14 protein-coding genes and 2 pseudogenes are annotated in these 14,021 nt (G+C 59.7%); 3 read left to right on the forward strand and 13 right to left on the reverse strand.

What is annotated here, in order from left to right:
* Window positions 1-85 precede the first annotated feature (85 nt).
* The 4 genes from FFS13_RS04045 to FFS13_RS04060 form a co-directional block, all read right to left on the reverse strand.
* Window positions 86-1,525, reverse strand: coding sequence for a PLP-dependent aminotransferase family protein (locus FFS13_RS04045; protein WP_137817828.1), 1,440 nt, complete (start codon window positions 1,523-1,525; stop codon window positions 86-88).
* 216 nt (window positions 1,526-1,741) lie between these two features.
* On the reverse strand, window positions 1,742-2,554 hold the full coding sequence (locus FFS13_RS04050; RefSeq protein ID WP_256657809.1) for an OmpA family protein: 813 nt from the start codon (window positions 2,552-2,554) through the stop codon (window positions 1,742-1,744).
* Entirely contained in the window at window positions 2,551-2,904 is a 354-nt protein-coding gene (locus tag FFS13_RS04055) for a DUF4398 domain-containing protein (RefSeq protein WP_371922933.1), read from the reverse strand. Before FFS13_RS04055 ends, FFS13_RS04050 begins: the two co-directional genes overlap by 4 nt.
* Window positions 2,905-2,917: 13 nt before the next feature.
* A complete protein-coding gene (locus FFS13_RS04060) occupies window positions 2,918-3,745 on the reverse strand; it encodes an ABC transporter substrate-binding protein (protein WP_137817829.1) in 828 nt (275 codons plus the stop codon).
* 114 nt (window positions 3,746-3,859) lie between these two features.
* Between FFS13_RS04060 and FFS13_RS04065 the strand changes: the two genes are divergently transcribed.
* Entirely contained in the window at window positions 3,860-4,789 is a 930-nt protein-coding gene (locus tag FFS13_RS04065; protein WP_137817830.1) for an alpha/beta fold hydrolase, read from the forward strand.
* A 66-nt stretch (window positions 4,790-4,855) separates the two neighbouring features.
* Here FFS13_RS04065 and FFS13_RS04070 read toward each other — a convergent pair whose 3' ends face one another.
* Both FFS13_RS04070 and FFS13_RS04075 read right to left on the reverse strand, forming a co-directional pair.
* Window positions 4,856-5,785, reverse strand: coding sequence for an electron transfer flavoprotein subunit alpha/FixB family protein (locus FFS13_RS04070; protein WP_137817831.1), 930 nt, complete (start codon window positions 5,783-5,785; stop codon window positions 4,856-4,858).
* Entirely contained in the window at window positions 5,786-6,535 is a 750-nt protein-coding gene (locus FFS13_RS04075) for an electron transfer flavoprotein subunit beta/FixA family protein (protein ID WP_137817832.1), read from the reverse strand.
* A gap of 329 nt (window positions 6,536-6,864) precedes the next feature.
* Here FFS13_RS04075 and FFS13_RS04080 point away from each other — a divergent pair, with 329 nt between their 5' ends.
* The gene (locus FFS13_RS04080) at window positions 6,865-8,529 is read left to right on the forward strand and encodes an electron transfer flavoprotein-ubiquinone oxidoreductase (RefSeq protein ID WP_137817833.1); all 1,665 of its coding nucleotides are present in this window, start codon (window positions 6,865-6,867) and stop codon (window positions 8,527-8,529) included.
* Between the two features lie 54 nt (window positions 8,530-8,583).
* Here FFS13_RS04080 and FFS13_RS04085 read toward each other — a convergent pair whose 3' ends face one another.
* From FFS13_RS04085 to FFS13_RS04105, 5 genes and pseudogenes are all read right to left on the reverse strand, one after another.
* Window positions 8,584-9,153 carry a DUF1285 domain-containing protein gene (locus tag FFS13_RS04085; RefSeq protein ID WP_137817834.1) on the reverse strand — a complete coding sequence of 190 codons (570 nt, stop codon included), beginning with the start codon at window positions 9,151-9,153 and terminating at the stop codon, window positions 8,584-8,586.
* 15 nt (window positions 9,154-9,168) lie between these two features.
* Window positions 9,169-9,327 (reverse strand): annotated as a pseudogene (locus FFS13_RS04090) (DUF4823 domain-containing protein); the annotation flags it as partial.
* Between the two features lie 98 nt (window positions 9,328-9,425).
* Window positions 9,426-9,548: pseudogene (locus tag FFS13_RS04095) on the reverse strand (radical SAM protein); the annotation flags it as partial.
* Between the two features lie 163 nt (window positions 9,549-9,711).
* On the reverse strand, window positions 9,712-10,680 hold the full coding sequence (locus tag FFS13_RS04100) for a GTP 3',8-cyclase MoaA (protein ID WP_137817836.1): 969 nt from the start codon (window positions 10,678-10,680) through the stop codon (window positions 9,712-9,714).
* A 91-nt stretch (window positions 10,681-10,771) separates the two neighbouring features.
* Window positions 10,772-11,410, reverse strand: coding sequence for a TetR/AcrR family transcriptional regulator (locus FFS13_RS04105; protein ID WP_137817837.1), 639 nt, complete (start codon window positions 11,408-11,410; stop codon window positions 10,772-10,774).
* Between the two features lie 75 nt (window positions 11,411-11,485).
* Here FFS13_RS04105 and FFS13_RS04110 point away from each other — a divergent pair, with 75 nt between their 5' ends.
* A complete protein-coding gene (locus tag FFS13_RS04110; RefSeq protein WP_137817838.1) occupies window positions 11,486-12,619 on the forward strand; it encodes an aminotransferase class V-fold PLP-dependent enzyme in 1,134 nt (377 codons plus the stop codon).
* 208 nt (window positions 12,620-12,827) lie between these two features.
* Here FFS13_RS04110 and FFS13_RS04115 read toward each other — a convergent pair whose 3' ends face one another.
* Window positions 12,828-13,616, reverse strand: coding sequence for a TatD family hydrolase (locus tag FFS13_RS04115; RefSeq protein ID WP_137817839.1), 789 nt, complete (start codon window positions 13,614-13,616; stop codon window positions 12,828-12,830).
* A 13-nt stretch (window positions 13,617-13,629) separates the two neighbouring features.
* Window positions 13,630-13,986: a PilZ domain-containing protein gene (locus FFS13_RS04120; protein ID WP_137817840.1), complete on the reverse strand. Its 357-nt coding sequence runs from the start codon at window positions 13,984-13,986 to the stop codon at window positions 13,630-13,632.
* Window positions 13,987-14,021 lie beyond the last annotated feature (35 nt).

Below are 14,021 nucleotides of genomic sequence, written 5' to 3' on the forward strand. Positions count from 1 at the left end.
GTTGGGCGCCTCCTGGGGACGAAAGATCCATTCGCCCTGGTAGACGCAGAGGTCACAGCCTCCGGGTTAAGCGTGCTGAATTTTTTCAGAAGGCGCTGGCCGCCTCATGGCACAGCTGGCTGGCCAGCATCCCCAGCGTCATCAGCGCGCGCTCGGCTTCGCGATTCCATGGAATGCCGCAGTTCAACCGCACGCAGTGATTGAACTGCTCGGTGTTACTGAAAATCAGCCCCGGCGCGATGCTGATGCCCTGCTGCAAGGCGCGCACATGCAGATCCTTGGTATTCACCCGCCGCGGCAGACTGACCCAGAGGATGAAACCGCCCTTCGGCCGGGTGATTTGCGTGCCTTCGGGGAAGTACTGCTGGACTGCCAGTTGGAAGGCGCTGAGGTTCTTGCGGTACTCCTGGCGGATATAACGCAGATGCCGGTCGTAGCCGCCGTTCTCCAGGTAAGCCGCGACGCCCATCTGCGTCACACTGCAGGCCGAATGGGTGCTGAAGGTTTGTAGGCGCTGGATATCGTCCTGGTACTTACCGGCAATGATCCAGCCGACCCGCACACCAGGCGACAGAGTCTTGGAGAAACTCGAGCAATACAGCACCCGCCCCTCACGGTCATGGGACTTGAGCGCCTTGGTCGGCCCCTGCTCGAACATCAACTCGCCGTAGATATCGTCCTCGATGATCTGGATATCGAAATCTTTCGCCAGGCGCAGCAATTGCTTTTGCCGCTCCTCGGGAATGGTGCCGCCGAGTGGGTTGCTCAGCCGCGCGGTGAGCACCATGGCTTTGATCGGCCATTGATTAGCCGCCAGTTGCAAGGCTTCCAGGCTGATACCGGTGGCCGGATCGCTGGGGATCTCGATCACTTTCAGGCCCAGCAGATCGGCCAACTGCAGCAAACCGTAATAAGTCGGCGACTCGGTCGCAATCAGATCTCCCGGTTTAGTCAGGACCCGTAGCGACATCTGCAAGGCATCCACGCAACCATGGGTGATCACCACCTCTGCCGGGTCGACCACCACCCCGGCGTCGCGCATGCGGATCGCCACTTGGCGGCGCAGCGGCTCAAACCCTGGGCTGAACATGTAACTGAAGGCGCGCGGGCTCTGAAACCGGGTGACCTTGGCCAATTGTTGATGCAGCGCCCGCACGGGCAGGTAATCCACATGCGGCACCGCGGCCCCTAGGGGAAACACCCCTTCGCGCCGCGACTCGGTGAGCACCTGATTGATAATGCTGCTGCGGGTGACCAGGCCAGGCCGCTCGACCCGAGCGATATCCGGGGTTGGCGCGGTCAGCGCCGGAGTCTGGTGGACATAGAAGCCGGACTGCGGCCGCGCACGGATCAACCCCTGATCCTCCAGATTGGCATAGGCCTGGAGCACAGTGGCATGGCTGACATTCAGCTGCGAACTCATCTTGCGCACCGACGGCACCCGCTCACCCGGCTGGTAGACGCCACGGCGAATATCCTCGGCCAGTTGCTGAGCGATGCGTTGATAGAGCAACAGATTGGTCATAGCAGCCTTCCCCGGGTCACTGAACCGAAACAGTAGCCGAGCAGATCGAAACTGCACCGGCACAGTTCCCAGTATTGTTGCCGATACAGTACCAGTTCGCTAGCGACTGTATCCATCCAATTAGCAGCAAGCCGGGATTGCAATCAGCGCTGATGCACATAAGAAAAAACCCCGGCGCTTTACAGCCACCGGGGTTCGGCTCCAGCGCCTGGAGGTTTAGCGGGCCGAGCCGAGATGGCCCTGCTCATCGGAGAAGACGATCTCCACCCGACGATTTTGTGCTCGCCCACGGGCGGAAGCATTCTCCGTCACCGGGAAATCGGCCCCGTAACCACTCACCTGGATACGTTTGCCATCGATGCCCAAGTCGACCAACAGATCGGCCACGGTTTGCGCGCGCGCACGCGACAGCTCGCGGTTCTCCTCTTTGCTGCCACGGCTATCGGTGTAGCCCTCAATACGCACCACGCGCCTTGGGTTGAGCTGGAGAAACTGCACCAGTTTGAGCACCGTGCGATTGGCTGAGGCTTTCAACTCGGCACGGTTGGCATCGAACAGCACATCGCCCAAGGTCATCACCAAACCACGCTCGGTCTCGGTAGTGGCCAAGCTGACGATCTGCTCCTCCAGCCACTTGCCCTGCTGTTGCACGCTGAGCAGTTTGGCTTCACGCAGGGCGAGTTGCAGTCGCTCACGCTCCAGCTCAAGCTTGGCCGTGCGCTCCTGGTTCAGGCTCAACGCACTGTGCTCAGTGGCGATCTCACTGTAACGCTGGCTCAGGTAGGCGTAATGGCTGACGTCAGCTTCACTGCCCCAGTAACTGGAGAGACGATCGGCACGCGCCAACGACTCACCGGCACGAATCACATCCTTAGGCGCGCTGCGCAGTACATCCGAGTCTTCTTTGACCTGCTGGAAGCTCGCCCGCGCGGTTTCCAGAGCGTGCTCGCTGTCTTGTTGGCTGGCGCAACCCGCCAGCAATGCGATGGCCAGCCACAGGCTGCCATTCAGGTAAAGTTTGCAGCTCACTGCAGATCCCCCAACTGCTTGCGCAGACGATTGATCCGGGCGCTCAACTCCACCAATTGTTTCTGGCTTTTCAGCGTCAGCACGCGAGCCTCGGCCAAGCGAGCATCCAGCTCGGCCTGTTCGGCGAGCATCCGCGCTCTCTTGTAATCCTCTTCGAGCATGTTCTTCTGCGCCAGCGCGAGCTTCTGCTCGGCCAGCAGCATTTCCGGAATCTGCTCATCCGCCCCGACGGCCTTGGCCTGCACTACAGCCTGCTCAGTCAGGCGCATCTGCTCGTTCGGCGCAGGGTCGTTAGCACAACCGGCCAAGGCCATAACGACCAGGCTGGTTGCCAGTATGCGTCTATGGATCACGAAAATTTTCCTACTGATTCGGGGCGGTTGCCGGCTGCAACTGCTGCTCTTTCCAACGCTCTAGATTGCGCTGCAGCAAGGTCTCCGGCACACCGGCGGCGGCCAATTCTGTCATCTTTTTCGCCAGTTGTCCGCGCAGCCAGGGTTCGTTGCAGGCCGAGTTGTGCGACAAGGTCAGAAACAACCCTGCACTGGAGATCGGCGGCTCAAGCGTCTCCAGATCATTCTGCATACCGAGCGTGTCTGCCAGCGCCGCCCCGGGGTAACGCTCGTACAACACATATTCGGGACTCCCCAACAACAGTTTCTGGAACGCCTGGGTCAGGCTGGGCAGCTGTTCGAGGGTCAAATTGGCCTTGGCAAAGGCATCGAACGGCTGGCCGAAGCGATCATTCGCCAGGATCGCGCCTGTATGCCCACGCAGATCCTCCCAGCCGCTATAAGGAAAACCATGCCCCTTGCGTACCCACACCACACTCGGTGTAGAGAACAGAGCCGGATGGATGTAATCCATACTCTCCAACCGCGACAGAGTCAGAGAGGCCCCCGCAAGCAGATCGACACGTCCGCTGCGTACCTCTTCCTTGGCCTGCGACCACGGGCCGGTGTAGATAATTTCCAGCTTCAGCCCCAAGGCCGTGGCGATTTGCTGCAGCAGATCGGCATTGGCGCCGATCAGTCGCTGCGGGTTCTGCGGATCGCGCCAGAGATACGGTGGGTACTCTGGATTACCGGTGGCCACCAGCCGCTCGCATTTGCCGAGCGCTAAAGCCCACCCCGGGAACAGGGCCAACCCCATGAGCAGCAGCAACAGTTTGAAGAAGGGATATTCACGCATGGAGTGCTTCTCGACAAAACGTTCGATTGGATGAGGGCCACAGTCGAACGCCGGGATTGATCTTCATGCTAGCTTAACGCCAGCCACAATAATTATTAGCGATAAGGACATGCCATGAAAAAACTGTTTCTCGGTTTAGCGCTGGTTTTAGCTGCGGCTATTGGGCTGCTGTACTTCTCCCCTGCCACCCTGATGACCAGTGCGCAACTGGTCGAGCGTCAGTTGGCGGGGCTCTCGGCCGAACACCTGGAGGTGGGCGATCTTAGCATCCATTACTACGAGGGCGGCCCGGCGGACGGCGAAACCATCCTGATGGTTCACGGCTTTGGCGCCAACAAGGATAACTGGCTGCGCTTCGCTAAACACTTCACTCAGCGCTACCACGTGATTGCCCTCGACTTGCCAGGTTTTGGCGAGAGCAGCAAGCCGGAGGCCAGTTATGACGTCGGCACTCAGGTGGAACGCCTGGCGGCCTTTGCCAAGGCCCTGGGCATCGAGAAACTGCACTTGATCGGCAATTCCATGGGCGGGCACATCAGCGCCCTGTATGCCGCGCGCCACCCGCAACAGGTGCTGTCTGTGGCCCTGCTGGACAACGCCGGGGTCACCGCACCGAGGAAGAGCGAGCTGTTCGAGATCCTGCAGCGTGGTGAGCCTAATCCACTGGTCGTGAGGAGCCCGGAAGACTTTTCCCGTATGCTGAGTTTTGTCTTCGTCGAACCGCCACCACTACCGGGCACACTCAAACGCTATCTGGCCGAACAGGCCATCGCCAACAGCGCGCACTACGACAAGATCTTCAAACAGTTGATGGAGCGTTACATTCCGCTGGAACCGGAGTTACCGAAAATCCAGGCCCCCACGCTGCTGCTCTGGGGCGACAAGGATCGCGTACTCGATGTTTCCAGCATCGAGGTGATGCAGCCACTGCTGAAGAAGCCGAGTGTAGTCATCATGCAGAACACCGGGCACGCCCCCATGATCGAGCACCCGGAAGAGACCGCCGAGCATTACCAGGCCTTTCTCGACAGGGTGAAAAGCTAACCCCTACAGACAGACAATAAAAAACCCGCTCGATGAGCGGGTTTTTTATTGGGCGAGGAAGCTGGATTAAACCAACTTCTCGAACTCCGGTATGGCTTCGAACAGGTCAGCCACCAGGCCGTAATCCGCCACCTGGAAGATCGGTGCCTCTTCGTCCTTGTTGATCGCGACTATGACCTTGGAGTCTTTCATCCCGGCCAAGTGCTGGATCGCACCGGAAATACCGACCGCGATGTACAGCTGCGGCGCGACGATCTTACCGGTCTGACCGACCTGCATGTCGTTCGGTACGAAGCCCGCATCGACGGCGGCACGCGAAGCACCGACGGCGGCGCCGAGCTTGTCGGCCAGCGCGTACAGGTGCTTGAAGTTATCGCCGTTCTGCATGCCGCGACCGCCAGAGATGACGATCTTGGCCGCGGTCAGTTCCGGGCGATCGGACTTGGCCAGCTCTTCACCAACGAACGCCGACTTGCCGGCATCGTGAGCGGCTGCGACAGCTTCGATGGCCGCAGAACCGCCTTCAGCCGCCACCGGGTCGAAACCGGTGGAACGCACGGTGATCACTTTCACGGCCGCCGAAGACTGCACGGTAGCGATGGCGTTACCGGCATAGATCGGACGCTTGAAGGTGTCGGCGCTTTCAACCGCGATGATCTCGGAGATCTGATCGACATCCAACTGCGCGGCAACGCGCGGCAGAATGTTTTTGCCGTTGGAAGTCGCGCAAGCCAAGACATGGCTGTAGCCCTTGCCGAGCTCGGCAATCAGCGGCGCGACATTTTCCGGCAGCTGATGCGCGTAAGCGGCGTTATCGGCGACCAGAACCTTGGACACGCCGGCGATTTTGGCGGCGGCTTCAGCCGCGGCACCTACGCCTTGGCCGGCAACCAGCACATGAATATCGCCACCGATCGCTTTCGCGGCGGCAACGGTGTTCAGAGTGGCGGGGGCCAGAGCGGCGTTAGTGTGTTCAGCAACAACCAAGATAGTCATTTAGATTACCTTCGCCTCGTTCTTCAGTTTCTCGACCAATTCAGCCACCGACTTGACCATGATACCGGCGCTGCGAGCAGCCGGCGCTTCGACTTTCAGGGTCTTGACGGTGGAGGCGGTGGAGACGCCCAGAGCATCCGGAGTCAACACCTCCAGCGGCTTCTTCTTGGCTTTCATGATGTTCGGCAACGACGCGTAGCGCGGCTCATTCAGGCGCAGGTCGGTGGTGACGATAGCCGGCAGGCTCAGGGCCACAGTTTGCAGGCCGCCATCGATTTCGCGCGTCACATTGACCTTGTCGCCCGTCACTTCCACCTTGGAGGCGAAGGTGCCCTGGGCGAAGCCGGTCAGGGCGCCGAGCATCTGGCCGGTCTGGTTGTTGTCGCTGTCGATGGCCTGTTTGCCAAGGATGACCAGCTGCGGCTGCTCTTTGTCGACCACGGCTTTCAGCAGTTTGGCCACGGCGAGCGAGTTCAGCTCGTCATTGCTGTCGACCAGGATGGCACGATCGGCGCCCAGGGCCAGAGCCGTACGCAGCTGCTCTTGCGCGGCGTTCGGGCCGATGGAGACGACGACGATTTCGCTCGCCACGCCTTTTTCTTTCAGGCGCACAGCTTCTTCCACGGCGATTTCGCAGAAGGGGTTCATCGACATTTTGACGTTGGCGAGATCAACGCCGGAGTTGTCCGCTTTGACGCGAACCTTGACGTTGTAGTCAACCACTCGTTTGACAGCTACAAGAACCTTCATGGATTCCTCGTTACTCTCCGGTGAATAAAGAATGTCGCCAAGACGAACCTGGCCAGTGATGCACGTCAGCCGGAACCGACGGTCTGCCTATGGAATGGCCAGCGCAAAACCGCCCGTATCTTGACCGTATCGCCCATGCTGGTCAATACGGCAAAATGGCCACATATAAGCCGTGGACACCCGATTCTAACAGGGCTTGACGAAATTCAAACAAACGTTTGTATTGGACCTGCCAAAGGCAGTAGATATAATGCGCCCGCACTGCTCAAGGAACGAGCCTAGTCCGCCACTATAAAACATCGATAAAGAGCCTGAGTAGGAGATAGCCTGTGGAACGCGAATTTATGGAGTTCGACGTCGTCATCGTCGGCGCCGGCCCAGCTGGCCTGTCCGCCGCCTGCCGACTGAAGCAGAAGGCCGCAGAAGCTGGCAAAGAAATCAGCGTTTGCGTGGTCGAAAAAGGCTCCGAAGTCGGCGCCCACATCCTCTCCGGTGCAGTATTCGAGCCGCGCGCGCTGAATGAATTGTTCCCTGACTGGAAAGAGCTCGGCGCCCCGCTGAACACGCCCGTCAAGCGCGATGACATCTACATGTTCAAAAGCGCCGAAGGCGCGATCAAGGTTCCCCATCTCTTTGTGCCGAAAACCATGCACAACGAGGGCAATTACATCATCTCCCTGGGCAACCTCTGCCGCTGGCTGGCCCAGCAGGCTGAAAACCTTGGCGTAGAGATCTACCCAGGCTTTGCGGCTCAGGAAGCGCTGATCGATGAAAACGGCGTAGTCCGTGGCATCGTCACCGGCGACCTCGGCGTCGACCGTGAAGGCCATCCAAAAGAGGGTTACTACACCCCTGGCATGGAGCTGCGCGGCAAATACACCCTGTTCGCCGAAGGCTGCCGTGGCCATATCGGCAAACAGCTGATCAAGAAGTACAACCTCGACTCCGAAGCCGACGCCCAGCACTACGGCATCGGCATCAAGGAAATCTGGGACGTCGACCCGGCCAAGCACGAGCAGGGCCTGGTGCTGCATACCGCCGGCTGGCCGCTGGATGTAGTAGGCAACCAGAATACCGGCGGCTCGTTCCTCTATCACCTGGAGAACAACCAGGTGGTGGTTGGCCTGATCGTCGACCTGTCCTACAGCAACCCGCACCTCTCGCCGTTCGATGAGTTCCAGCGCTACAAGCAGCACCCGGTGATCAAGCAGTACCTGGAAGGCGGCAAACGCGTGGCCTACGGCGCTCGCGCCATCAGCAAGGGCGGCCTGAACTCGCTACCGAAGATGGTATTCAACGGCGGCGCGCTGATCGGCTGCGACCTCGGCACCCTGAACTTCGCCAAGATCAAGGGCAGCCACACCGCCATGAAGTCCGGCATGCTGGCCGCCGAAGCGGTCGCCGATGCGCTGTTCGCCGGTCGTGAAGGCGGCGACGAGCTGACCAGTTACGTCGACGGTTTCAAGGCCAGTTGGTTGTATGACGAGCTGTTCCGCAGCCGCAACTTCGGCGCTGCTCTGCACAAGTTCGGCGTACTGGCGGGTGCGGCGTTCAACTACATCGACCAGAACATCTTCGGCGGCAAAATCCCGGTTACCCTGCATGACACCACACCGGATTACGCCACCCTGAAGCCGGCCGCAGAGTCGAAAAAGATCGACTACCCAAAACCCGACGGCAAGATCAGCTTCGACAAACTGAGTTCGGTATTCCTCTCCAACACCAACCATGAAGAGGAACAACCCTGCCACCTGAAGCTGACCGACCCGAGCATTCCGCTGCTAAAAAACCTGCCGCTGTATGACGAGCCGGCACAACGCTACTGCCCGGCCGGCGTGTATGAGGTAGTGACGCAGGAAAACGGCGAGAAGAAGTTCCAGATCAACGCGCAGAACTGCGTGCACTGCAAGACCTGCGACATCAAGGACCCGGCCCAAAACATCACCTGGGTCACACCGGAAGGCGCCGGTGGTCCGAACTACCCGAATATGTAATTCGCTCGGGTATGAAAAAGGGCTCCTTCGGGAGCCCTTTTTTGTGCCTGTCATTTATTCCGGTTGCGGACCTATGGGAAAGAACTGCCCGCCGCTCCACACCCCCAACCAGCACCGACCATCGATCTCACACGGCACGGCCAGCTCGACCAACTGATAGAACACGTTGCGGTGAATCAGTGCCTCAAGATTGGCTCGCACATGCACATAGGGCGCCGGCTCCTGGGTCAGCGGATCGAGCTCAACCCGCAGCGGGTGCTCGGCCCCGGCGACAGTTTCATCATCCACATTGGTGGCAAAGCGCAGCACCTGCTCTTCGCCCTCGCCTTCGACCTGCAGGTTGATGGCGACAAACGGTGCGTCATCGACCTTGATCCCGACCTTCTCCACCGGCGTGATCAGGAAGTAGGCATCGCCGTCACGGCGAATGATCGTGGAAAACAGCCGCACCATCGGCTTACGCCCGATGGGCGTACCCAGGTAGAACCAGGTGCCATCGCGGGCAATCCGCATGTCGATATCGCCGCAGAATGGCGGATTCCACAGGTGTACCGGTGGCAGCCCCTGTTTCTCGGTCTTGGGAATCTGCGCTAGCAGATCACCGGCCTTGCCTGGGTCACTCATGCCCTCTTCCTCTTATTAATCACTCAGTCCCAGCAAACGGCGCGCGTAATCCTGCAGGGGCGGGCCAAACAGAGCATCCGGCTTGGCCTCATAGAACGTCAGAAAACCGCCACGCCTGCGAATGCGCGCGGTATCCCCCAAGTAGCGGGTATTGGTTTCGATCAACATCAGCCGGCTCGGGGCCGTATGACCACTCCCTCAGCGATCTACTGTCAGGTGAATGCCCATCACCACACAGCCAACGAAATAGTATTCATGAAAAGGGGGAACTAATCGCAAAAACTGCACTGATTCCAGGAGCAACCATTAGTCACCGGCAGAATCAGCGAATGCGCCTCACTCGGCGGGCGGAACACCGGTTCGATATAGCTGACGGGGAATTGTTCGACGCTCATGGCTGCAAGCAGCTCCTTAGATCCTATAAATAATCGGGCTGCTGCCGACGGTTAAACGCTGCTGCCGGGTACTTTCCGGATGACCGGCCGCACGAACCACGGCCTCGCCCTGACTTCAGGCCGCGGCATGGGGTTTGCTCGAACATTGAAATAAGCCGACGAATCAGCCGCCAATAATCTTCATCACCGTCACGCCACCGGAGAACGCCATCTCCTGCTTGTCGCCCAGCGCCTTGACTAATAACCGCTGCAAGGCTGGCAGGGCCTGATGGCGTGGTTTGTCGAGCAAGTCACCGACATAGTGGCGATTGCTCGATGACAGGCAGCCATGCAGCCAGCCCGTAGAGGACAAGCGCAGCCGCGAGCAGGTGCGGCAGAACGGCACACTTTCATTGGCGATCACGCCGAAAAAGCCCTGCCCAGGGATCTGGTAACGCAAAGCCGTGGCATCCAGCGGCGCATCGGCCTGCTGGTATTCATAACGCTCGGCGATCAGCGCCAACAGTTCGGGCATACCGACGAACTGCTGCAAAAAGCTATTCGGATCGCGTGCCAGGTGGCCCATGCGCATCAGCTCGATAAAGCGCAGTTCGAAGCCGCGCTCCAGGCAGTAATCCAGCAAAGGCAAGACCTGATCGAGGTTCTGCCCGCGCAGCGGCACCATGTTCAGCTTGATCTTCAACCCAGCCGCCCGTGCCTGTTCCAGACCATTCAGCACTGTGGCCAGATCACCGCCACGGGCAATCCGCCGGAAGGCTTCCGGGTCGAGGGTATCGAGAGAAATGTTTAAACGGCGGATGCCCGTTTCGAGTAGCAGCGGCAGTTTGCGCGCCAGCAGCTGGCCATTGCTGGTCAAGCTGATGTCGTGCAAACCCAGTTGACTGACCCCGCGCAACAGCACCTCCAGCTTCGGGCTGACCAGTGGCTCGCCACCGGTGATGCGCAGCTTCTCGATCCCAGCCGCCTCAATCAGGTAAGCCACCCCACGGACCATGGCCTCGGCCGATAACTCATCCTGCGCCGCGACCAGACGTTTGCCGTCGGGCACGCAATAAGTGCAGGCGTAATTGCAGGCGGCGGTCAGGCTGATCCGCAAATTGCGAAAACGCCTGCCCTGGCGGTCGACGATCATGGGCAACTCCGACGGGTGATACGCCGCAGTATATCCCCGCCGCCAATCCACCCGCATGCCTGGCATGCCGATATAGACCGGCTGAATGGCATCAAACCGGAGGCGTCTCGCCGTCGCGTTTGCGCTTGTTGCCCATGCGCACACCGATATCCATGAGGAACTGGAAGAAACCTTCCTGATCTTCCAGCACGTTGCTCCAGAACGGCGAGTGGTACAGCGCCACGGCGCCATGCACCAACGCCCAGGCAGCGCAGTAGTGGAAGTATGGCGGCACGTCTTCCAGCTTGCCTTCGGCGATCCGGCCCTTGATCAGCAGCGTCAGGCGCTCGAAATTGGAGGCGCGGATCTTGTGCAACTGCTCGACCATCTCCGGCACTTGGTTGCCTTTGACGACTTTTTCTTCCAGGCGGTCGAACAAGCGGTAGCGCTGCGGGTCACGCATGCGGAATTCGAAATAAGCGCGCGACAAGGCTTCCTTGTCTCGATCCACGTCGGCCGAGTGCAGCAACTCGTTCAAATCACGCTCGTAGTCGAGCATCAGGCGCAGGTAGATCTCCGCCTTGGATTTGAAATGCTTGTAGATGGTGCCTTTGCCAATCCCTACGGCGTCAGCGATCATCTCGACGGTAACGCTATCCTCCCCCTGATCGAGGAAGAGTTTGAGCGCGACATCGAGAATTTCCTGCTCGCGGCGGCGAAATTCACGGATCTTACGGGGTTCTTTCTGCATAAAGAGACTGCGGGGTCAAAAATCGAAGGCGCGTATTATGCCTATTTAGGGCCAAATTGCACGGATCATCAGACCATGTACGCCTTTCATGACGAGTTTACCCAAGACCCAGGGCTGCGCTATCTGAACCACGCAGCCGTAGCACCCTGGCCACGCCGGGCGGCGTTGGCTGTCAGCCGTTTCGCCGAACAGAATGTGCTGCTCGGCGCCCGCGACTACCCGGATTGGCTAATAGTAGAGCAGCGCTTACGCGAGCGCCTGATGCGGCTGCTCAATGCGCCATCCACGGCCGACATTGCCTTGGTGAAGAACACCTCGGAAGCCTTGTCCTTCGTCGCGTTCGGCCTCGACTGGCAAGCGGGCGAGCAAATCGTGATCAGCGATGAGGAGTTTCCCTCCAATCGCATCGTCTGGGAAGCGCTGAAACCGCTGGGCGTCGAGGTGATTCAAGTCAACCTGACTGGCAGCGACCCCGAGCAAGCGCTGCTTGCCGCCTGCGGGCCGCGGACGCGGTTGATGTCGATCAGCGCCGTGCAATACGCCAGTGGCCTGCGCCTCGATCTTGAGCGCCTGGGCCATGGCTGCCGCCAGCGCGGCGTGTTGTTCTGCGTGGATGCCATCCAGCAGCTCGGCGCCCTGCCCTTCGACGCCCAAGCCTGCGACTGTGCCTTCGCCATGGCCGACGGGCACAAATGGCTGCTCGGCCCAGAGGGGTTGGGCGTGTTCTATTGCCGCAGCGATCTGCGCGAGCAGCTCAAACTGCACGAGTACGGCTGGCATATGCTCGAACACGCCGGCGATTACAACCGTACGGACTGGCAGCCCGCGCGCACTGCCCGGCGTTTCGAGTGTGGCAGCCCGAACATGTTGGGCACCATGGCGCTGGAAGCCAGCCTGTCGCTGCTGGAGGAAGCCGGCATGATTGCGGTCGGCAAGGCCCTGGAAGAACGCATGCAGTGGCTGCAGGACGGCCTGTCCAGCATACCTGGCATCAGCCTGCACAGCCCGGCCGATCCGTCGCGACGCGCAGGGATTCTGACGTTCAGCCTGGCAGGCTGGGAGAAACAAGCGCTATTCGAGCAGCTTAAACGCGAGCAGGTAATTTGCGCGCAGCGCGGTGCGGGTATCCGCCTGTCACCCCATTTCTATACCGAACCGAGGGTCATTGAGGAGACTTTGGCACTGCTACGCCAGCTGGCAGCTAGGTGAGGACTCAACAGCGGCGCCAGTATTCCAAATCTGTTTAAAAAATGAACGGAGTTGGCCTGGACGATCGCCAATCTTCACCGATACTCAAAGATACTGGTGTGCGGCATCTCCCCCAAGTGCCCCGCCAGGCAGGGTACCGTGGATTGTGTACCTTGATTTACTCCTAATGGTCTTAACCCGGATTCATCCCCCAGAGTCCGGGTTTTTTTTATCCGCGCTTTAAGTGCGCAAGGGGGAACAGGCGCTGAAAGTTCGTCGTCGTCTGCTCGGCAAACGCCTCGAGACTCACCCCGCGCAACGCCGCCAGAAACTCCGCGACCTCACGCACGTACTGCGGCAGATTAGGCCTGCCACGATAGGGGATCGGCGCCAGGTAAGGCGAGTCGGTTTCCACCAGCAGACGGTCTACCGGCACTTGCCGGGCCACTTCACGCAAAGCCTCGGCATTGCGAAAGGTGACGATACCGGACAACGAGATGTAAAAACCGAGATCCAGCGCGGCCTTGGCCATCTCCCAGTCTTCGGTAAAGCAGTGCAACACCCCGCTCTGGGGCAAGGCGGCATCGCGCAGCAGGGCCAAGGTGTCGGCACGCGCTTCGCGGGTATGCACGATAACCGGCTTGCCGGTGAGCCTTGCCGCCTCAAGGTGCAGTCGGAACGCCTCCCGCTGCAACTCGGCGGCTTCCGGCTCGTAGTGGTAATCCAGCCCAGTTTCACCGATCGCCACAACCCGTGGGTGATTCAACTCGGCCAGCAGCCAATCCAGCGCAGGCGCGACACCCGGCTGCAGATCGAGCGGATGCACGCCCACCGAGCAATCGACATCGGCGTATTGCTCGGCCAGCCCCTTGACTGCTGCCGCGTTATCCGCGCTCACACCTATACAGAGGAAATGCCCTACACCATGCGCGCGCGCGGCATCCAGCGCGGCATCCAGAGAGCCGCCATGGGCAGCCAGGTCGAGACGATCGAGGTGACAGTGGGAGTCGACAAGCATGGGAAAATAACGCTTACATCGTGTGAGTTGGGCGGTCGGACGTCAGCGCCCCGGCCAGGTAGGTTTCGATCTTGTTGCGGGCCGTGTTGTCGCCATCATTGAACTGCACGCCGACACCGGCGGCGCGGTTGCCCTGGGCACCTTTAGGGGTAATCCAGACCACCTTCCCAGCGACCGGAATCTTCTCCGGCTCGTCCATCAAGTTGAGCAACATGAAGACTTCGTCGCCCAACTTGTAGCTTTTGTTGGTCGGAATGAACAAACCGCCGTTTCTGATGAAGGGCATGTAGGCGCCATAGAGCACGGACTTGTCCTTGATCGTCAGGGACAAGATTCCATTACGCGGGCCAAAATTCGGTGGCAGGCTCATGCGGCATTCCTAGCTTACTGATCAAAGGGCCGATT

The sequence above is a fragment of the Pseudomonas sp. 2FG genome (genome assembly GCF_005502935.1).
Classification (GTDB): Bacteria; Pseudomonadota; Gammaproteobacteria; order Pseudomonadales; family Pseudomonadaceae; genus Aquipseudomonas.